This is a genomic window from Lentzea alba (assembly GCF_047445655.1).
GTDB lineage: Bacteria > Actinomycetota > Actinomycetes > Mycobacteriales > Pseudonocardiaceae > Lentzea > Lentzea alba_A.
The window spans coordinates 1-19,188 of record NZ_JAJAEG010000012.1 but is presented as its reverse complement, the minus strand read 5'-3'; the positions used below and the strand labels follow the sequence as shown (position 1 = coordinate 19,188).

The following is a 19,188-nucleotide window of genomic DNA, read 5'->3' as shown; positions in this document are numbered from 1 at the left end:
GAGTCTGAGCACCCGATCAGGGCATCTTGGGCAAATGAGATGCGTTACAGTGCCCCGATGTCCCTGGCAGAGATCCCTTCCCGGCTCGAAGACGCCCTGAAATCGGCGAATCGCGGCGTGGTCGTGCTGGCCGTCGGCGGTATCTCTTCGGACGTGGCCAAACAATCGTGGCTCTCCGCCTCCGTCTCCACGCTTTCCTCGACGGTGCCGTCCACGTCCGCGACGGCCTGGCTGACCGCGCTGACCGGCGTGCCGGCGGATGTGCACCGCGTGCCGGGAATGGTGTACCGCAACGGATCCGGCCTCGTGCACGCGATCAACGGCACACCTCCGATCCCGGATCTGCCGACCGTTCTGGAACGGCACGGCGCCACGGTGCTGGCACGCGAACTCGACCTGCTCGAAGGCACCTGGGCACAGGCGCTCCTGCGCGGGACCAACCGGATACCCGCGCCGCCCCGGCACAAACTCACCGCACAGGCCGAAGATCCGCCGCTGCTCATCGCCAACGTCGTGGCGGACCTCGACAAGGCGCTGCCCGATCACAGCTTCGTGTGGACCTACATCAACATCGACGACCACGTGCACCAGCACGGTTACGACGAGTCGGTGCACGAGGCCATGCTCCGTCTCGACGCGCACGCATCCCGTTGGGCGGCACAGGGTTGGACCGTTGTGGCGCATTCCGACCACGGCCAGGTCCCGGTCGATCCCGATCCGGGCCTCGTCGAAGCCTGGGACGCGATCGTGCGCGAGGAGTGCGTGATCCCGTCCGGCGGCGCCGGGCGGACGCGCTGGCTCTACCCGAAGCCGGACCGGATGGAAGCCGTTTTCGACCGCGTGGCAACGACTCTGGGCGACGCGGCGACCGTCCACCACGCGACGGATCTGGGTCTGCCCCAGCCGGAGGCCGGTCCGGTCGTGGCGGTGGCGGCGTCACCGAGATTCCCGATCCCCGACCCTTCCAGGAAGTTCGAGCACGGGGGCCTCAGCAGGGACGAGATCGACGTTCCCTACGCGGTCTGGCAGACCGTACAGTGAGCGGGTGCGCGTCGAATTCTCGAACTCCATAAGGGAAATCGATTCTGCCGATTGGGATTCGGTGGTCCGCGCGAGCGGCGCACCGGTGTTCTACGAGCACGCGTACATCAGTGCGTACGAGCAGGCGCCGCTGACGAACGCGGACTACTCCGGGGTTTTCGTGGTGCGGGACGGCGAAAAGCCGGTCGCCGTGCTGCCCGTCTACCTCCAGAAGGCTGCGAACCCGTTGCGCCGCCTGCACGAGGTGCACCCGGAGGCGGTCGGCCAGCCGGTGCTGCTGAGCCACGTCTGGCACTGCTACGACGCGCACGTGCCGGCCACCGCGGACGTCGTGCCGAGGCTGCTGGACGCCCTGACGCGCGCAGCGTCGATCTTCGAGGCGCGCTGGTGGGGGTTCGTGAACGTCGAGCGCGGCAACGCCCTTTCGCGGGAACTGGCGGCGGCCGGCCTGCCCGCACGTCACCTGACCGACAGGTGGACCACCGAGCTCACCACGTGGGAGCGCTATCTGGCGGGGCTGGGCATCCGCGCCAGAGCGAACCTGCGGCGCAACGAGCGAAGATCGCGGGAAGCGGGCGTCACGATCGAGGTCCTCCAGGTGGAGCACGCCGATCTCGACGAGATCTCCTTGCTGTGCACCAAAACGGCGATGCGCTTCGACACCAGCGGTTTCTACCCCGGCAGCACCTTCACCAAGTTCGTGACAGCGCTCGGCAACCTCGTGCACGTGATCGAGGTCCGGCAGCACGGCAGGCTCGTCGCCGCCGGCGTGTGCCTCGCCGACGCCACCCGCTTCCACACCTGGACGTGCGGCATCGACTACGCCGTCGACGGCCGCTACAGCCCGTACGGCGTGCTGTTCGCCGAGTCCGTCAAGCTCGCGATCCGGCTGGGCAAGACCACGCTCGAAGGCGGCCGCGGCAACGACGATTTCAAGCGCCGGTACGGCCTGACCCCGCGCCATCTCGACGCCGTCCTCATTCGCACCTGAGCACCGAATTGTTCACAAGGATGAACAATTCGTTTTACAACGTCGGAATCGTGCGAGTTCACGTATCTGATCCGACCTTTAGGCCGGTCAGCGGCCTGCAGCAGCCATAAGAATCAATTTTTGACTTCCCTTTACAGACCTTGATCGGATCTGGCAGGGTGTCGCCGGGCGCAAGGACACGAAAGGGACTGGACGGTCTCGTGAATCTGTCTCGACGCACCCTTCTGGCGTCAGCCGCGGCCACTCCTCTGCTCACCGGAGCCGGTGTGGCCATCGGTGCCGGGGAGGCCGCGGCCTCCCCCGCCAAGCTCCGCGGCGCGCTCGACTACGGCCTCAGCAAGCTGAAGGCGGTCGCACCGGGCATCACGTCGTTCCCGGAGATCACCCGGTTCGAGAAGTGGACCTACGTCGCCGACGGCGGCTGGATCGGCGGTTTCTGGCCGGGCACGCTGTGGCTCGCGCACCTCGACAGCGGCGACGCCCAGTTCCGCGCGCTGGCCGAGGCCGCGAACGACCGGCTGGCGCCGCGCCGGCTGGAACCCCGCGACCACGACCTCGGGTTCCTCTTCTACCCGTCGTGGGTCACCGCGTACCGGCTCACCGGCGACACCAAGTGGCGTGACGGCGCGATCGACGCGGCGAACACGCTGATCCAGCGCTGGAACGCCACCGGCAAGTTCATCCGCGCGTGGGGCCGGCTCGGCACCCCCGGCAACGCGGGCCGCGTCATCATCGACACGATGATGAACCTGGACCTGCTCGCGTTCGCCACCGAGCAGACCGGCGACCGCAAGTTCCTCGACATCGCGATCGCCCACGCCAGAACAACTCAGACGCACTTCCTGCGCGCCGACGGCTCGACCCCGCACGTGTTCGACTTCAACCCGGACACCGGCGCGGCGATCGGCCCGAACACCGTGCAGGGCTACAGCCCGACCTCGTGCTGGGCGCGCGGCCAGTCGTGGGGCATCTACGGCTTCACGACGATGTACCGCCGCACGGGCCTGCGCGAGTTCCGCGACACGGCCCGCAAGATGGCGGACTTCGCGCTGTCGGCGCTCACCCCGGACAGCGTGCCGGTGTGGGACTACCGCTCCCCGTTGGGCGCCAACGACATCAAGGACTCGTCGGCGGGCGCGATCCTCGCCTGCGGTCTGCTCGACCTGGCCAAGGTCACCGGCTCCGACCGCTACCGCGAGCGGGCGCTGAAGATCCTCGACGGCCTGGTCGGCACCTGCCTCACCACGAAGTCGACGCGGGCCGAGGCGATCATGGCCCGCGGCACCCGCAACCGCCCGTCCGAGGACGGCGTCGAGATCTCGCTGCCGTACGGCGACTACTACCTGTTCGAGGCGATCCTGCGGGTGCTCAAGCCCGCGCAGATCAGCAAGGCCATCGGCCTGTAGTCACTACTTCTCGATCACCTTCGCCGTCGGGCCGTTCGTCCAGGTCGCTTCCAACCTGGACAACCGCCCGGCGGCGTTGCGGAAGTTCACCACCAGCGGCCCGCCGGGCTGCTCCACCGCCACCGACCACCCGTCGGCCGGAGTCGCCGACAGCGCCTCCACCCCCGACGGGCGGTAGCGCACGAGCACGTCACCACCCCGCAGGTGGAAGGCGTGGACGTAAGAACCGTCCGACTGCCATTCCCCCTCCGGAAGTTGAGCCGAGGTGGGCCGCGCATCCGTACTACTGGGAGGAGCCGGAACAGACGAGCTGACCACAGGAGGCCTGGTGGACGAGGGCGTGACAGGCGGCGAGCTGATCGAGGTGCTGCTCGGCGGCACCGGGACGCTGATCGACGTGACGGTCGGCATCGGCAACACACCTGGGCCCGCTGTGGAGTCCACTGCCGCGACCGGCGCGGGTTCCATCGCCGAGCGGATGCCGAACCAGGACAGGCCGACGGCCGCCGCGGTCACCACCGCCCAGGCGACCAGGTATCCGATCGACCGTCTCACTGCGACGACCCTCCCCTAGCATGGCATCGGTACTGCTGGTCGAAGACGACCCCGTGGTGCGAGCGGCGATCACACGCGCTCTCACCGGACAGGGCCACATGGTGCACGGTGTCGCGCTCGCGATCGAGGCTTTGCGCGAAGTCACCGCCAACTCCTACGACGTCGTGGTGCTCGACCTCGGGCTTCCCGACCTCGACGGCGGCGACGCGCTGCGGATGATCCGAGGCGTCACGAACACTCCCGTGGTGATCGCCACCGCCCGCGACGACGAGCAGGAGATCATCCGCCTGCTCAACGCCGGCGCGGACGACTACCTCGTCAAGCCGTTCTCCAGCGAGCACCTCGAAGCACGGCTGCAGGCCGTGCTCAGGAGGGCTCGCGACAACAAGCAGCTCGTGATCGGCGGGCTGGAGATCGACGTGAACTTGCGCCGCGCCACTGTGGACGGACGCGAGCTCTCGTTGACGCACAAGGAGTTCGAGCTGCTCTCCTACCTCGCGGCGCGCTCCGGCGAGGTGGTTCCGCGCGCCGAGATCCTCGCCAACCTGTGGCCGTCCACCCGCGACGACCAGACGCTCGACGTCCACCTGTCGTGGTTGCGGCGCAAGCTCGGCGAACGGGCCGCGCAGCCGCGCTATCTGCACACGGTGCGCGGAGTCGGCGTGCGTCTGGTCGCACCGAGATGAGGCGGTCATTGGTGCTGGTCGCTCTCGCGGCGACCAGCCTGGTGGCGTTCGCCTTCCTCATCCCACTCGCTCTCGTCGTCAAGAGCACGGCGTACGAGCGCGCACTCGGCGAGGCCGAGAAGCAGGCCAGCGCGCTCATCCCGGCGCTGGTGATCACCAAGAAGGCCGCGGACATCCGGCAGGCGATCAGGAGCACCCCGTACGGCGTGCAGCAGCGGATGGCCGTGCACACCGGCGTCCCGGCCGGCACCGTCGGCACCTCTCACATCACCGCGGCCGACCTCGAGGAGGCCCGAAAGCTCGCGACGGCGTCCACGGTCGAGCGGCCTGATGGCATCTCCTATCTCCAGCCGCTGGCCACCAGTGCCAACGGGATCGTGATCATCGAGGCGTTCGTACCGCGCGAACAGCTGACCCACGGCGTCATCGGCACGTGGTGGGCGCTGGCGGGTGTCGCGATCGGACTGGTCGCGGGCTCCGTCCTCGTCGCCGACCGGCTCGGCGCGCGGGCCGTCAAAGCCACTCGCGTGCTCGCCGAAGGCGCCAGGAGAATGGGCCAGGGCGACCTTTCCGCGCGCGTTCCCGTCAAAGGACCGCCCGAGCTCAAGGAGGTCGGCGCCGCGTTCAACGCCATGGCCGAACGCGTCCGCCACCTCCTCGCCGCCGAACGAGAGGTGGTCGCCGACCTCTCGCACCGCCTCAGAACACCTCTCACGGCCCTTCTCCTGGACGCGGACACGCTCGGCAGGGGTCCTGGCGCGGACCGCGTCCGAGAGGCCGTCCAGGGCCTCGAGAGGGAGGTCGACGAGATCATCAAGGCCGCCCGTTCCGGCCTCGAGCCCGAGAACGCCACCACCGACGCCTCGGGTGTCGTGCGCGAACGCCTCGTGTTCTGGTCCGCTTTGGCCGACGACCAGGAACGGCCGTGGACGGTCCGCGGCGCCGACAAACCCGCCCACGTGCCGCTCGCCCGCAACGACCTCGCCGCCGCGCTGGACGCGTTGCTGGGCAACGTTTTCCGGTACACGCCCGAAGGCACGCGGTTCGCCGTGACGCTGGTGCACCAGGCCGACCTGGTGGCGCTCGTCGTCGAGGACGCGGGGCCGGGCATCGAGAACGCCGAACGCGCGTTGCAGCGCGGCGCCAGCGGTGGTGGTTCCACCGGGCTGGGGCTCGACATCGCCCGCCGCGTCGCGGAAAGCACGGGAGGTTCGCTCCACGTGGACCGCGGGCCGCTGGGTGGGGCTCGCGTGCAATTGAGGCTCCGAAGGCACTAGGGACTGCTTCCCGGGCCCTTGTGGGGCCGGAAAAAGAACACCGCCGGCGGCGCGGACCGTGGGACGGGTCCGAACGCCGCCGGCGGGCACCGGCCGGCTGCGCCGCACCGCTGCCGCACCACCGAGTTCCGAGCAGGAGGGTGGAACCCGATGAGCAGTGCGCGCTTGCCTTCCCACACCGGTGTAACGAGGTGGATCAGCCGGGGCTCTCGGCGCCAGGTGTGGGGACCGGCGTATTCAGGTGGTCCTTTTTGATCACTTCCGTGATCTGTCACGAAGTTAGCCGACCGCAACCGGTCGCCAATCCACCGTTCAGCCGATTAATCCGTTTTAAATATATTTAAGTTCGCCCGGTCGGCTGTCCACCGGTTAAGGATATTTAAGATAACGTCTCGGCCACGCCGCCATCATCCCCCGAAATGAAAGGCGCCTCATGCTCAGTGCGATGGCAGCTACGGGCTTGGCACTGTCTCTCCTCGTCGCCCCCGAGGCGCCGAGTGCCGCGGATGTCCCTCCCGGCAAAATCACGGTCGACGTCGTCACGGTGAACGGTTCCGGCTGCCCCGCCGGAACAGCCGCGGTAGCGGTCTCCGACGACAACACGGCATTCACGGTCACCTACAGCGACTACACCGCGCAGGCCGGTGCCGGTTCGACGCCGACGCAGTTCCGCAAGAACTGCCAGCTGAACCTGCGTGTGCACTACCCGCAGGGCTTCACCTACGGCATCCAGAAGGCGGACTACCGCGGGTTCGCCTACTTACCCAGAGGCGCGAAGGGCATGCAACGCGCCAGCTACTACTTCTCCGGCTCGTCGAACACGGGTACGAGCACGCACAACATCGCCAGCCCCAAGAACGACAACTGGCAGTTCACCGACCAGAAGGACGTCGCGGAGATCGTCTTCGCGCCGTGCGGCATGGTGCGCCACCTCAACGTCAACACCGAGGTCCGGGTGACCGCGAACTCGGCGAACCAGGCGGCCTTCGTGTCCATGGACTCGACCGACGGCAGCTTCAACACCCGCTACCAGTTCGCCTGGAAGCGATGCTGACCGAAAATGATCACGGAGTGCGCCCGGCGTTCTACTCAGAGTGAGCGCCGGGCCTCTTCGTCGTGACCCGGACGTGACTTTTGACGGGTGAGTCAACCAGGCCATTGCTTCCCGCGTATACCCATGTAGATTCCCGCACACCGCGACGGCCATTCGGGTGACCGTCGCTGGATCGCGCGCCGCACGCGAACGGAGGCTGCATGCCGGTGAACGCTCAGACCGCACAGGTGGACGACCTGACACTCATCGCGTTGCCCACCGCGGTGAACTGCGCGGATCTGTTCGTGCGCTTCACACTCGGCGAGTGGCGACTGCGCAACATGATCGACGACTGTTCCAGCGTCGCGTGTGCGCTCGTAGAGGCAGCCATCGAGTCCGCTGATCCCAAGACCAGCCGGCTCATCACGCTGCGGTTGCGACTGAGCGGCGACTACCTCGTGGTCGAGCTCGAAGCCGCCCGGTTCGTGATGCCGCCGACCTCCCCAGACCTGCGCACCGGCGAGCTGCAGCTCGGTGGCGGCGTGAAGCTCATCTGGTGCGAGCTCCCGCTGCCCACCGGTGTGAACGCGAACGCCGTGCCGCTGCCCCGGCGGGAGAAGCGCCGCTCCCCCGCCGCCGAGGCGCTGGGCGACGAGCCGGACGTCGATCCCGAGCTCATCCAGCGCATCCTGTTCGGCCTCGGTGGCTCGATGGGCAACGGCTCCCAGAGGTAGACGCAGAGGTAAACCGCTCTAGTTCGAGTTTCACCCACAAGGGCGCGTCCATCTGTGGACGCGCCCTTGTTGTGTGTGCGCGTTCTCACCTGTGGACACTTCACCAATTGAGTTCCGCATCTCAGACTGCCGTTACTCCGTTCGAGGCGTGTTACATTCGGCCGACGCCTGGAGCATTAGGTTTCTGAATAGCGTTCTTGCGGTACGGGTGGAAATTGACCGACGCAGGTCCGAACTCGCCCAATAGTGCGGTAACCGATCGACCACTAATGGTGACAAATGGTCGATGCGCATTGACCTCGGCTAACGCCCGGCAATGTTGCTCTGGTTGGCGGACGTTCGTTAACACCCTTTCCGATACGGTCTCGTACCACGCCGCCCGACATGTCCTGCACATTCGGAAAGGTGTCCCATGATTAGCACGTTGGCTGCGGCCGGCTTGGCTCTGTCCACCATCATCATTCCCCCGGTCGCGGATCCGCCCCCGACGGGCCAGATCACCATCGACGTCGTCACGGTCAACGGCTCCGGCTGCAAGATCGGCACAGCGGCCATCGCCGTCTCCCCGGACAACAAGGCGTTCACGGTCACCTACAGCGACTACATGGCCCAGGTCGGCCCGCAGGCGAAGCCGACCGATTTCCGCAAGAACTGCCAGCTGAACCTCAAAGTCAACGTGCCGGGCGGATTCACCTACGGAATCGCGCAGGCGGACTACAGAGGATTCGCCCACCTGGAAAGGGGCTCCAAGGGCAGCATGAAAGCGAGCTACTACTTCCAGGGCATGTCGGACACCGACGCGCGTTCCAAGACCTGGAACGGGACGCTGAGCGACGACTGGCAGGTGACGCACAAGACCGACGTCGCGTCCATCATCTACCACCCCTGTGGAGCCAAGCGGAACTTCAACATCAACACCGAGCTGCGCGTGGACAAGGGGACCTCCGACCCGAAGAAGACGAGCTTCATGGCGATGGACTCGACCGACGGCTCGATCGAGACCATCTACCACTTCGCGTGGAAGAAGTGTCCGAAGCTGTAGCCCTCGACAGCTTGCGTACAGCAATTCCACAGCTCGGGTGAATCAGTCACACAGCAAGGCCGCCGGGCCCCTTGGTCTCCCTCCAAACGAGACCAAGGGGCCTTCTGCTGTTCCACGCATCTCGACAGGCTCGTTTCGCGACATCAACTAGGTGTTTCCCCAGGATCGATCTGGGACAAGTAATCGTCATGTTCTTCGTGTGCCCGAACACACCCGTTGTGTCGGCGAGAGATGGTCAAGTAGCCTTTCTTCCACCGCCGCTGTAAACCTTTACCCACAGGCATCAATGCGTTCCCCCTCTTGAGTGGACGTGCATCCGAATGAGTATTTCCGCGGCGCCTGCGCGGCAGCGCACCAGGAACATGTCGCTGCTCACCGCGGCCCAGACGCTCTACCAGTGCTGCATCAGCGTCGATCTCACCCTGACCGGAATCGTCGGGCTAACCCTTGCGCCCTCACCCGCACTCGCCACCATCCCGTTCGCGCTGATCAGCATCGGCTCGTGGCTGACCACCTACCCCGCGTCGGCGTTCATGCGCAGGCACGGCAGGCGCGCGGGTTTCACCCTCGGCTCGCTCGCGGCGGTCGTCGGCGGCCTCATCTCGGTGCTCGCCGTGACGCTGCAGAGCTTTCCGCTGTTCTGCGCGGGTGTGGCGTGCATCGGCGTGTTCCAGGCGTTCGCCGGTTACTACCGCTACACCGCCGCCGACATCTCCCCCGCCGACCAGCGCGCCAGGGCCATCTCGACGGTGCTCAGCGGCGGCATCCTCGCCGCGGTCGCGGGCCCGTTCCTCGCGACCGCCGTGAAGGACGTGCTGCCGGTGGTGTTCGCCGGCTCGTACGCCCTGGTCACGGCACTCGGCCTGGCCTCGACCGCGGTCGTCGCGCTGATGACCGTCGACCACGTCGAGAAGGCTCAAGAGCAGGCCGTCCCATCAGGCACTCCGCGCACCCTCAAGGAGATCGCCAGGCAGCCGATCTTCCTGGCCGGCGTCGCCGGTGCCGGGGCGGGTTACTTCACGATGACGCTGGCCATGACCGCGGCCCCGCTCGCCGTGTCCGGGTCGGGGCATTCCGTCCACGAGGCGGCGACGGTCATCCAGTGGCACATGGTCGGCATGTACGCGACGGCGTTCATCTCGGGTCGGCTCGCCGCCCGGATCGGTGCGGCGCAAACGGTTCTGGCCGGCGTCGTCGTCAACGCGGCGGGCGCGCTGATCGCGTTGAGCGGCTCGTCGCACATCCACTTCATGATCGCGCTCGCGTTGATCGGCGTCGGCTGGAACCTGATGTTCGTCGCCGGCACGACCCTGCTCGCGAGCTCCTACCTGCCGCACGAACGCTCGGTCACGCAGGGCGTCAGCGAGATGTTCACGCTCGGCGCCTCGGCACTCGGCGCGCTCACCGCCGGACCTCTGCTCTCCGCCACCGGCTGGTCCGCGGTCAACGCCTTCCTGCTCGTCCCGCTCGCCGTCAGCGCCGTGTTCGCGGTGCTCCACCTGGTGAAGAAGTGAGAGCCATGACGCAGACACTCGACAACGGCCTCAACGCCGAGCAGCGCCGCAGTCAGATCTCCGGTGGCCACCGGTTGATCTCGCAGGTGCGCAGCAAACCTTTCCAGCTCTACTCGCAACGTGAGTTCGCCTCGAAATCCGTTGCTGTCGACGCGAAGTACTGGGTGGACGAGGTGATGCCCGCCCTCGCGCACGCCGTGAGCCGTGCGGCCGCCGCGCGTGTGGACGCCGCCCTCGGCCGGGCCCGCAAGCAGGCCAAGGAGTACGGCGTCAGCAGGCCCGGTGCCGCCGAGCTCGTCGCCGAGGCGTTGTTCGACGGCAAGTGGTTCAAGGCGAAGAAGGAACACTTCGGCCGCGCGGAGCTGCGCGACCAGGTGCTCGGCATGATCTCGGCCGGCCGCCCGGTCGAGCTGGTGCTGCCCCTGTTCTCCCGCAAGCCGTTCTCACCGGTGAAGAACCGCGGCCGCGCGCCCGACACCGCCGAGATCCACTCGCTGGCCCGTTGCGCCGCTCTCGCGCACACGTTGAACGCGCTGAGCCCCACCGGCGCCGTGTTTCGCGTGCTGGCTGATGGTCGCAAGTACAACCGTGCCTGCCGCACGCCAGACGACCTGGTGCTGGACTACCAGGACTCGTTACGCGTGTGGGTCCGTGAACTCGGCGCCGCCGACGTGTTGAAGATCTGCGACTACGAGGACTGGGTGCGCGACGGCATCACCTCGTCGCACTGGGACCAGCGCGCTTCCCGTTACGCCGAGTGGGTTGTGTCGCTGGAACGCGACTACACGCCGTTCTTCGACGAGACCGACCCGGTGCCGTCGCTGGACGCGATGACGGCCACGGACGACATCGGTTCGCAGCTGGCGTTCACGTTCTGGTCGATCGCCACCTCGACCTGCTACTCGTCGTTCCGGCAAGCGCGCGACGACGCGTTCGCGGGGTTGCTGGACCGCGACCAGGTCATCGACGCCTACGGCCACTACGTCACGTCGTTGCGCCGCCCGCTGAGCGAGGTGGCTCCCCGCGCGGACATCGGCTTCGAGATCGACCACGGTGCGTTGCGCCGCGAGGCCTTCTCCGCCGCGTGCCGGTACGTCGCCATCTCGTTGGCGGACCGCGATCTCAACGTCCTGCGCACCGTCACGCCGGACGCGGTGAAGCTGACCATCCACGGCAAGCCGGGCGAGCTGCACTTCGTCACGGCGACCTCGCGCGACGCGAACATGACCGCCCAGCACTGCACCGGCGGCTACGACTTCGAGGACGGCGAGGCCAAGCCGACGTTCCGCTACCTCGTCGAACGCGAGGCGGCCGGCGAGATCCCGGTCCTGGTGTCCGGCGCCCGGCATCGTGCGGCGGCTGACGACCGCTACCGCGCGCTGGCACGGCTGGAGACGGGGCTGCAGCCGATCACCTATGTCAACGACACAGCGCCCGTACTGGGCGACTACCTGCACCAGTTGCTGGAGAGGGCAGACGTATGACCATCGGCACGGCGGAGAAGGTGGTCAGCGAAAGCCGGCTGCTGACGTTGCTCCGCGAGGACTCCCAGGCCTGGATGACCTCCTGCGCCCTGGACCGGCCGGGCCTGGCCGTCTTCGACGACTTCCGGCCGCGCTGGCGGGAGGGTGTGCGCAAGCAGGTGAAGCGGCTGACCAAGCGGGCGCGGGGAATGCTGGAGGTGCTGGGCGGCGACGCGCTGTACAGCTCGCTCGGCGACCCGGCCGCACGCAGGGCCGCTCTCGTCGCGGAACTGTTCCGCGATCACGTGATCAGCCGCAACGCCGGCCGGCTGGACGTGCGGGCGTTGCAGCAGCAGATCCTCGAACGCGCCGGCGCGCCGCTGTCGTTCGAAATCGCTTTGGGGCAACCGAAACGCGATGCGGGCGGGCTGAAGACGGCCGGCCCGTACGCCGATCTGGCCGAGCTGTTCGCGGTCGGCAGGCTCGTGGCGCTGGTGGAGTCCGTGGCGGAACTGGCCGAACAGCCGGTGTCGCTGGCCGTGCGCTCCGGCGGTGAGCGGTTCGCGGCCGCGTTGGTCACCGACGCGTGGCCGCGCGAGGCGTACGACGCACAACGTGAGCAGATCGCGGGTTTCCTGGCGGACCAGGCTTCCGTGACGTTCTCGGACTTCCGCCAGTCTCAGGTGGAAGATCCCCGCTGGCCCGGTTTCTACGCCGAGGAGCTGGCCGCGTTGTCCGCCGAGGCGGTCACCAGCCGGTTGCACACGATGGTGATGAACGTCGACTGGGACAACGTCTTCGCGCTCGCGTTGACCGGCGAGCTCATCCACGGCGTGCCGCTGTCGGACGCGCTTGCGTTGTGGCTCAACGAAGATCTCGCCCGCATCAGGCTGATCACCCGGGCTGGGGTCAGTTCGCTGGTCAACCCGCGGCACCAAGCGGCGTGGCGTGAGGTGATCGGGGACGAGACCGCGCTGGAGGACGGGCTCGCGTTCGTCTCCGCCGTGGCGTGGGAGGCGACGCGCCGCTACGTGGCGATCCACGCGGACGACCGGCGGGTGGCCGGCGCGGAGAGTTCGTCGATCCGGCTGACCGTGCACGAGAAGAAGGACAAGCCGGCGATGCCCGCGATCCTGACGCTGGGCGCGCGGGGCGGCGGGTTGCTGTCGCACCACGTCCTGGCCGTCGCGGATCGTCGGAAGCCGGTGGAGTTCCTGACGGTCGCGGAGATCACCGTGCTGGCGCCCGAAGCCGTGCCGGTGCGCTTCACCGGCGAGGGCCCGTTCTCGTGGCTTGATCAGCAACCGCTGTGCTTCGCGCACGGCACCGGGGAGGAAGTTGTGCGTTCCATTGGCGCCGCGGTGGATCCGGAGCAGTCGTGAAGCTGGACACCGTGGTCTTCGACCTGGACGGGACCGTTGTCGACACGGTTTCCGGGATCACGCACGCGGTGAACACCGCCTTGCGCGCTCGCGGTCTGACCGAGCTGGTCGACGACGAGACGCGGCAGTACGTCGGTTTGGGCGGACAAGCGCTGGTTTCGGCCGCGCTGGAGAAGTCCGGGGCATCACTCGATTTGGCCACCGAGGTGCAGGAGGCGTACCTGACGGCGTACGCGGCAGATCCCGGACATCTCGCGGCGGCTTATCCGGGCGCCGAGGAGCTGTTGAAGCGGCTGCGCGCACGTGGAGTGCGATTGGCGTTGTGCACCAACAAGTCCGGCCGGATCACCGGCGGGATGCTTGCCGCGCTGGGGCTGGACGAGGCGTTCGACGCGGTGGTGAGCGGTGACGAACTTCCTTACCGCAAGCCGGATCCGCGGCACCTGCTCGACTCGGTCCGCCTCGCGGGCGGCACGGCGGCGCTGATGGTGGGGGACAGCATCAGCGACGTCCGGGCCGCCCGCGCGGCGGGTGCGCCCGTCGTCTGCGTGTCGTTCGGCTACGGAATCCAAGGCCTGGAGCCGGATTCCTGGATCGACGCGTTCGACGACTTCGAGTCAGATGTTCTGGTTCGCGAAGCCCTTCTGGGCGATCTTTGACAACATGCCCTGCCACACGGCGGAGCTGGTGTGCGGGTCACCCGTCACGGCGAGCCTCGACTTCAGAGCGTTGAAGGCGTTCTGCGTGTTGGTGCCCCAGACGCCGTCGATCGCGAGGCCCGCGGCCCGGAAGTTGTTGCACACGGCCTGAACGAACTTGGTGTCGGACTCGGAGTCCTTGAGCACGCGGACCGGCATGCCACCGAAGTCGGAGTGGATGTGGTCCGCGTGGTCGGCGTTGTACCAGCCGTCGAGCACGTACCGGAACCGCCGGCGGCACACGGCCTCCGTCGCGAGGTAGCGCTTGCGGATCGCGGCGTTCGTCGACGCGTGGTGCCTGTCGAGCGGCGAGATCGTGTTGCCGCCGGACCAGCGGACGTGGTCGAGGTCCATCGCGGTGCCGGCGCCGTGCTGGCCGGGCTTGTTGACGTAGAAACCCGCGGAGACGATGTAGCTGATCGAGCCGTAGCTCGCCGACAGCGAGCGCAGGTCTCTCACCCAGGCGACGAGCGCGTTGTAGAACGCGTCGGTGGCCTGCCAGTTGCGCGCGGTGGTGTTGCCGCGGTTGGAGCGCCAGTAGTAGACGGGCGTGCCGTCGATCTTCTGGAACGTCATCATCGCCAGCGCGCCGGCCTCGGGGACCATCTCGGCTTCGGTGTGCTGGTCGTGCGTCTGCGGAGCGGCCCCGGCCAGCCCCGGCGCGATGGTGGAGAGGCCGGCGAGACCGGCGACCGCCGCCGCGCCCGTGACGAAGCCGCGCCTGGTGACGTTGTTCTCGAACACCCCAGTTCTCCTCTGTGTCCAAGCCGGGGCGGACAGGAGGAAGGGCCTGCCTTCACCAACCGGCGCGAGGCAGTCTAGGGATCATGTTCGAGCCGGGGAATCCGGCCTGAGCTGGGGTTTTCCTTTGCCTTTACCGCACGACGGCCGAAACGGCTCCCTCGTCATCGACGATGACAGGAAGCCGTTCCTGACCGAGCGAAGGCCCTAGCGCACCGAACCGAGCACGCGGATCAAGCTCTTCTCGGTGTCGTTGCCGAGCTTCTCCATCGCCAGCTTCGCCACCGGCGCCCCGAGCTTCGCCAGTCCGTTGAACTCCAGGTGGGCGTGGTAGGCGATCCGAGTCGTGCCGGGCGCGGCACCGGGCGTGATCGTGATGTCGTCGGTGGAGGTCGCGGTGTCGTTGCGGCCGACGAACTGCAGTTCCTGCGGGTCGTCGCGGGTCAGCTCGTAGACCAGCTCGGTCTTGCGGCCGAGGAACGTCGACACGTTGCGCCAGCGGGAGCCGACCTCGACCGGGCCCTCGTCGAGGCGCGTGCACGACACGGTGCCGGGATCCCACTGCTCGGCGCGGGCGAAGTCGCGCAGGTACTCCACGACGCCCTCGGGCGAGGACGCGACGGTGAAGGTGCGTTCGACGTCGACGCCGGACTGCTGCGGCGCGTTGAAGGCCTTGGGCGCGAGGCGGAGCCGGTACTGGTCGACGAGGTCGGCCTGGCCCTCCGCCCGGCGCAGCAGCCGGTCGAGGCCTTCGGCGTCGGTGTTCGGCAACGTCTGCAGCGCGCGCCACATCGCGGCCTTGCCCTCGATGCCGATGCGCAGGGTCTCCAGCTCCACCACGTCGCTGAGCGGCGACCGGCCCAGCAGCCGGCCGTTGAGCTTGAGGCGGCCCGCCTTCTCGGTGAGCCAGCCGATCGCGGCCTTGTGCGGGCGCGGCTCGACGCCGAACGCCCGCATCACGTCGAGCAGGTCCCGGCGGTCCGCCTCCACGTCGTCCGCGAGCTGGCGCAGCTCGGGATGTGTGCGGCTGATGCGGCGGGCGAGCTCGGTGCCCGCCATCGCGCCGGCCAGGTGGTCGTTGAGGTAGATGCCAAGCAGCTCCGTGTTCACGCCTTCCGGTTACCCCGCGTCCCAGGCGTGCAACCTAAGGACCCGCGGGGCCAAGTTGGTAACCCTGGTTCCACAACGTCTTGATCACCAGGCCGAGCGGGGCGATCCGCCTGCGCAGCCGCATGATGTGCAGGTGCAGGGCGTTGCTGGTGTCGCCGTCCTTCGTGGGCAGGCAGAGCAGCAGCTCCTCGCGTGAGGTCAGCGCCCGGAAGCGCCGGAGCAACTCGGCGACCAGCGCGCGTTCCGTCGGTGAGAGCACCACGGACCGCGTGCGGAAACGCAGGATGCCGGACATGTCCAGCTCCGGCACGGCATACCGGGCCGCACGGGCCCGCAACATCGCGATGCGCACGGCGAGGTCCTGATGTGGCACCGGAGCGCGGACCCAGTCCTCCCGCATGTCCGTTAGGACGGGCGCGGGCACGTTCTTCTCCAGCACCAGCAGGCACAACGTCCCGCTGCGCTGGCACGCCTCCCGTGCCGCCGCGTCCAGTGGCCATCGCACGACCTCGACGGGCAGTTGGTTCACCTGGTTCGACATACGTCCACTTCCGCTTGTCCACCACGGAGAGCACCGACCCAGCCTTCGGCTTTCGTGGACGGTAGAGGCGCCTGCTATTTCCGCTCTATCGCATGCATCGGTTCCAGAATGATCGGCTGCGTGCGGCGGCCCGTGACCACGTTCCACGCCCAGTTCGCCAGCACCGCGACCCGGTTGCGCCAGCCCACCAGGAACGCGATGTGCACGACCGCCCACGCGGCCTTGCCGATGACGCCCTTCAACCGCAGCTTCCCGATGTCCGCAACGGCGTCACCAGGCGAAATCGTGGCCATCGTGCCGAGGTCCAGGTACTTGAACGGCTTGTGCGGACGCCCCTCCAGGCGTGCTTTGATCACGCGGGCGACGTGGTGCCCCTCCTGGATCGCGGGCTCGGCGATCCCCGGCAGATCATCCAGGTTGACCATGTCGCCGATCGCGAAGACCTCCGGGGTCACGCTGCAGTCCGAGGAATTCACCAGAATCCGGCCCTTGCGGTCGACCTCGGCGCCGGTCGCCTCCGCGAGCTCGCGCGCGAGCGGTGAGGCCTGCACGCCCGCCGCCCAGATGATCGTCCGCGCCTCGACCCGGTCGCCTTCCTTGGTCGTCAGGCCGGTGGCGTCGATCGACTCGACCATGGCGCTGGTCAGCACCGTCACGCCGAGCTGCTCCAGCTTCACGCGGGCGTGCTCGCGCAGCGGCGGTGAGAACGGCGGCAGCACGTGCGGCACGGCGTCCAGCAGTGTGATTCGGACGTCGTGCGGGTCGATGTCCCGGAACTGCCCCTTCAACGCCCTGCGCGCCAGGTCGGCGAGCTGTCCCGCCAGCTCGACCCCGGTCGGCCCGGCCCCCACGACCGCGAACGACAGCCACTGCTTCGGATCGTCCGCCGCCACCGCCGTCTCGAACGCCCGCAGCAACCTCGACCGCAGGTCGACGGCCTGTTCGAGGGTCTTCATCGGCGGCGCGGCCTCGGCCCAGTCGTCGTGCCCGAAGTAGCTGTCCCGCGACCCGGCCGCGACCACGAGCGTGTCGTACTCGATGGTGCGCGACGTGCCGTCCGGCAGGTCGACGTGGACCCGTTCGCCCGCCGTGTCGAAGCCGGTGACCTCCCCCAGGAGGACCTTCGCGTTGCGTTGCTTGCGCAGGATCGCCCGGAACGCCGGCGCGATGTCGCCGGCGGGCAGCAGCGCGGTCGCCACCTGGTAGAGCAACGGCTGGAACAGGTGGTGGTTGGTGCGGTCGATCAGCGTGACCTCGACGTTGGCGCGCTTGAGACCGCGCACCACGCCGAGGCCGCCGAAACCGCCGCCGACGACGACTACCCGGTGCGTACCCATGGAGATCGCATACCCGCTGCCGCTGACGGCTAGTCGTGACTCCCGCCAGGCTCGGTCGACGCGGGCAGCGACCCACCGAGGGATAGCGTCGTCACGCCGGGGTATCCGCCCACCATGACGACCACCGCTGACCAGTCGCTCTGGCTCTCCGCCCTGCCCGCGTCGCCGCGCCCGCCGCTGACCGGCACGCACACCTACGACGTGGCCGTGGTCGGCGGCGGCATCACCGGCCTGACCACAGCTCTGCTCCTGAAGCGCCGCGGCCTGCGCGTGGTCGTCCTGGAAGCCGACCGCGTGGCCTCAGGCGTCTCCGGCAACAACACCGCCAAGGTGACCGCACTCCAGTCCACCGTGTACTCCCAGATCACCCGAGCCCACGGACCGGCCGCCGCCCTCGACTACGCCGCGGCCTCCTCGCAGGCCGTCGCCCAGGTGGCCGACCTCGTGCAGCTGGAGGAGATCGACTGCGACCTCCGCCGTGCTCCAGGCGTCACCTACGCCTACACCGAGTCCGAAGTGCAGTCCGTGGAAGACGAACTCCAGGCCGCCGCCCGAGCCGGCCTCCCGGTGTACGCGAGCGTCGACATCGACCTGCCGTTCGAGGTGCACGCGGCAGCCAGACTGGACGACCAACTGGCCCTGCACCCCGTCAAGTACCTGCTGGGCCTGGCCGCCGCCATCGACGGCGAAGGCAGCACGGTCTGCGAACACAGCCGCGTCATCGACGTGACCGGCAACCGGGTGTCCACATCGGACGCTCACGTGACCGCCGCCCAGATCGTGATCGCCACGCACTACCCCGTGCTGGACCGCGGCCTCTACTTCCCGCGCCTGGAGATCACCCGCGCCTACTGCATCGCCGCCCGCCTGACCGGCCCGCCGCCGACCGCGCTCGCGATCAGCACCGGCAGCCCGTCGTGGTCGATCAGCGCCCACCGCGACCAGCTCATCGTCGCGGGCCAAAGCCACCCAGCGGGCAAGAACGCCGTGGAACCGTTCCGGCGCCTGGAAGACTTCGCCCGCAAGCACTGGCAGGTAGCCGAGATCACCCACCGCTGGTCCGCCCAGGACCCCACGGCCTACGACCACCTGCCGATGATCGGCCCCTACACCCCGGGCTCATCCACGATCTTCACCGCCACCGGCTACATGAAGTGGGGCCTGACCTCCGGCACGTTCGCGGGTTCGCTGCTGGCCGACCTGATCACCGGCAAGCCCAACGACCTGGCCGACCGATTCAGCCCGCACCGCTTCTCCCTCACCTCGCTGCCCACCCTGCTGAAGAAGAACGCCGAGGTGGCGGTGGAGTTCATCGGCGACCGCGTGCTGCCCGCCGACGCCACGTCCAGCGAGAAGCTGCCGCGCGGCCAGGCCCACGTGATCCGCGACGGCCTCGGCAAGACCGGCGTCTACCGCGACGAGGAGGGCGACCTGCACGCCGTTTCCATGCGTTGCACGCACCTGGGCTGCCTGGTCCGCTTCAACGCGGCGGAACGCAGCTGGGACTGCCCGTGCCACGGCTCGCGCTTCGACGTGGACGGCGAGGTGCTGGAGGGACCGGCGACCCGGCCCCTCCCGAAACGCGATCCGCGCTAGTGTCCTGCGCCGGAAATCCCATGACTAAGTCTAGTCTGGGT

General features: G+C 68.2%; 19 protein-coding genes. 14 read left to right on the top strand and 5 right to left on the bottom strand.

Going from position 1 to position 19,188, the window contains the following annotated elements:
• Positions 1–57: 57 nt before the first annotated feature.
• The 3 genes from LFM09_RS20735 (at position 58) to LFM09_RS20725 (ending at position 3,438) form a co-directional block, all read left to right on the top strand.
• Positions 58–1,041: an alkaline phosphatase family protein gene (locus LFM09_RS20735; RefSeq protein WP_414098154.1), complete on the top strand. Its 984-nt coding sequence runs from the start codon at positions 58–60 to the stop codon at positions 1,039–1,041.
• 4 nt (positions 1,042–1,045) lie between these two features.
• Positions 1,046–2,032 carry a GNAT family N-acetyltransferase gene (locus LFM09_RS20730; protein WP_414098153.1) on the top strand — a complete coding sequence of 329 codons (987 nt, stop codon included), beginning with the start codon at positions 1,046–1,048 and terminating at the stop codon, positions 2,030–2,032.
• 200 nt (positions 2,033–2,232) lie between these two features.
• On the top strand, positions 2,233–3,438 hold the full coding sequence (locus LFM09_RS20725) for a glycoside hydrolase family 88 protein (protein WP_414098152.1): 1,206 nt from the start codon (positions 2,233–2,235) through the stop codon (positions 3,436–3,438).
• Between the two features lie 3 nt (positions 3,439–3,441).
• Here the strand turns inward: LFM09_RS20725 and LFM09_RS20720 are convergent, their stop codons facing one another.
• A complete protein-coding gene (locus LFM09_RS20720) occupies positions 3,442–3,627 on the bottom strand; it encodes a hypothetical protein (protein ID WP_414098151.1) in 186 nt (61 codons plus the stop codon).
• A gap of 139 nt (positions 3,628–3,766) precedes the next feature.
• Between LFM09_RS20720 and LFM09_RS20715 the strand changes: the two genes are divergently transcribed.
• The 10 genes from LFM09_RS20715 to LFM09_RS20670 all read left to right on the top strand — a co-directional run bounded on the left by LFM09_RS20715 (position 3,767) and on the right by LFM09_RS20670 (position 13,783).
• On the top strand, positions 3,767–4,012 hold the full coding sequence (locus LFM09_RS20715; protein WP_414098150.1) for a hypothetical protein: 246 nt from the start codon (positions 3,767–3,769) through the stop codon (positions 4,010–4,012).
• A 1-nt stretch (position 4,013) separates the two neighbouring features.
• A complete protein-coding gene (locus LFM09_RS20710) occupies positions 4,014–4,679 on the top strand; it encodes a response regulator transcription factor (RefSeq protein ID WP_414098149.1) in 666 nt (221 codons plus the stop codon).
• Positions 4,676–5,956, top strand: a complete 1,281-nt coding sequence (locus LFM09_RS20705) for an ATP-binding protein (RefSeq protein WP_414098148.1) — start codon at positions 4,676–4,678, stop codon at positions 5,954–5,956. The genes LFM09_RS20710 and LFM09_RS20705 overlap by 4 nt, the downstream gene beginning before the upstream one ends.
• A gap of 433 nt (positions 5,957–6,389) precedes the next feature.
• Positions 6,390–7,010: a DUF4360 domain-containing protein gene (locus LFM09_RS20700; RefSeq protein WP_414098147.1), complete on the top strand. Its 621-nt coding sequence runs from the start codon at positions 6,390–6,392 to the stop codon at positions 7,008–7,010.
• Positions 7,011–7,210: 200 nt separating this feature from the next.
• Entirely contained in the window at positions 7,211–7,723 is a 513-nt protein-coding gene (locus LFM09_RS20695; RefSeq protein WP_414098146.1) for an ATP-binding protein, read from the top strand.
• Between the two features lie 412 nt (positions 7,724–8,135).
• A complete protein-coding gene (locus tag LFM09_RS20690) occupies positions 8,136–8,765 on the top strand; it encodes a DUF4360 domain-containing protein (protein ID WP_414098145.1) in 630 nt (209 codons plus the stop codon).
• A 320-nt stretch (positions 8,766–9,085) separates the two neighbouring features.
• Positions 9,086–10,279 carry an MFS transporter gene (locus LFM09_RS20685; protein WP_414098144.1) on the top strand — a complete coding sequence of 398 codons (1,194 nt, stop codon included), beginning with the start codon at positions 9,086–9,088 and terminating at the stop codon, positions 10,277–10,279.
• A gap of 5 nt (positions 10,280–10,284) precedes the next feature.
• Positions 10,285–11,763 (top strand): L-tyrosine/L-tryptophan isonitrile synthase family protein, encoded by a 1,479-nt coding sequence (locus LFM09_RS20680; protein WP_414098143.1) that lies wholly within the window; start codon positions 10,285–10,287, stop codon positions 11,761–11,763.
• Positions 11,760–13,124, top strand: coding sequence for a hypothetical protein (locus LFM09_RS20675; RefSeq protein WP_414098142.1), 1,365 nt, complete (start codon positions 11,760–11,762; stop codon positions 13,122–13,124). The genes LFM09_RS20680 and LFM09_RS20675 overlap by 4 nt, the downstream gene beginning before the upstream one ends.
• Complete coding sequence (locus LFM09_RS20670; RefSeq protein ID WP_414098141.1) at positions 13,121–13,783, top strand: HAD-IA family hydrolase; 663 nt, start codon at positions 13,121–13,123, stop codon at positions 13,781–13,783. The genes LFM09_RS20675 and LFM09_RS20670 overlap by 4 nt, the downstream gene beginning before the upstream one ends.
• Here LFM09_RS20670 and LFM09_RS20665 read toward each other — a convergent pair.
• The 4 genes from LFM09_RS20665 to LFM09_RS20650 all read right to left on the bottom strand — a co-directional run bounded on the left by LFM09_RS20665 (position 13,742) and on the right by LFM09_RS20650 (position 17,551).
• Complete coding sequence (locus tag LFM09_RS20665) at positions 13,742–14,566, bottom strand: extensin family protein (RefSeq protein ID WP_414098140.1); 825 nt, start codon at positions 14,564–14,566, stop codon at positions 13,742–13,744. The two genes, LFM09_RS20670 and LFM09_RS20665, sit on opposite strands and share 42 nt — an antisense overlap.
• A gap of 204 nt (positions 14,567–14,770) precedes the next feature.
• A complete protein-coding gene (locus LFM09_RS20660) occupies positions 14,771–15,673 on the bottom strand; it encodes an SRPBCC family protein (protein ID WP_414098139.1) in 903 nt (300 codons plus the stop codon).
• Between the two features lie 34 nt (positions 15,674–15,707).
• Entirely contained in the window at positions 15,708–16,214 is a 507-nt protein-coding gene (locus LFM09_RS20655) for a helix-turn-helix domain-containing protein (RefSeq protein WP_414098138.1), read from the bottom strand.
• 74 nt (positions 16,215–16,288) lie between these two features.
• Positions 16,289–17,551, bottom strand: coding sequence for an NAD(P)/FAD-dependent oxidoreductase (locus LFM09_RS20650; protein WP_414098137.1), 1,263 nt, complete (start codon positions 17,549–17,551; stop codon positions 16,289–16,291).
• A gap of 114 nt (positions 17,552–17,665) precedes the next feature.
• On the opposite strand from LFM09_RS20650, the gene LFM09_RS20645 reads away from it, so the two are divergent.
• On the top strand, positions 17,666–19,147 hold the full coding sequence (locus LFM09_RS20645; RefSeq protein ID WP_414098136.1) for an FAD-dependent oxidoreductase: 1,482 nt from the start codon (positions 17,666–17,668) through the stop codon (positions 19,145–19,147).
• Positions 19,148–19,188: the final 41 nt, after the last annotated feature.

What these genes read in the sequence shown, in the direction of transcription:
- LFM09_RS20735 (WP_414098154.1), top strand. Translation starts at nt 58, where the DNA reads ATGTCCCTGGCAGAGATCCCTTCCCGGCTCGAAGACGCCCTGAAATCG.
- LFM09_RS20695 (WP_414098146.1), top strand. Translation starts at nt 7,211, where the DNA reads ATGCCGGTGAACGCTCAGACCGCACAGGTGGACGACCTGACACTCATC.
- LFM09_RS20645 (WP_414098136.1), top strand. Translation starts at nt 17,666, where the DNA reads ATGACGACCACCGCTGACCAGTCGCTCTGGCTCTCCGCCCTGCCCGCG.
- LFM09_RS20655 (WP_414098138.1), bottom strand. Translation starts at nt 16,214, where the DNA reads ATGTCGAACCAGGTGAACCAACTGCCCGTCGAGGTCGTGCGATGGCCA.
- LFM09_RS20690 (WP_414098145.1), top strand. Translation starts at nt 8,136, where the DNA reads ATGATTAGCACGTTGGCTGCGGCCGGCTTGGCTCTGTCCACCATCATC.
- LFM09_RS20710 (WP_414098149.1), top strand. Translation starts at nt 4,014, where the DNA reads ATGGCATCGGTACTGCTGGTCGAAGACGACCCCGTGGTGCGAGCGGCG.
- LFM09_RS20705 (WP_414098148.1), top strand. Translation starts at nt 4,676, where the DNA reads ATGAGGCGGTCATTGGTGCTGGTCGCTCTCGCGGCGACCAGCCTGGTG.
- LFM09_RS20675 (WP_414098142.1), top strand. Translation starts at nt 11,760, where the DNA reads ATGACCATCGGCACGGCGGAGAAGGTGGTCAGCGAAAGCCGGCTGCTG.
- LFM09_RS20700 (WP_414098147.1), top strand. Translation starts at nt 6,390, where the DNA reads ATGCTCAGTGCGATGGCAGCTACGGGCTTGGCACTGTCTCTCCTCGTC.
- LFM09_RS20685 (WP_414098144.1), top strand. Translation starts at nt 9,086, where the DNA reads ATGAGTATTTCCGCGGCGCCTGCGCGGCAGCGCACCAGGAACATGTCG.
- LFM09_RS20650 (WP_414098137.1), bottom strand. Translation starts at nt 17,551, where the DNA reads ATGGGTACGCACCGGGTAGTCGTCGTCGGCGGCGGTTTCGGCGGCCTC.
- LFM09_RS20680 (WP_414098143.1), top strand. Translation starts at nt 10,285, where the DNA reads ATGACGCAGACACTCGACAACGGCCTCAACGCCGAGCAGCGCCGCAGT.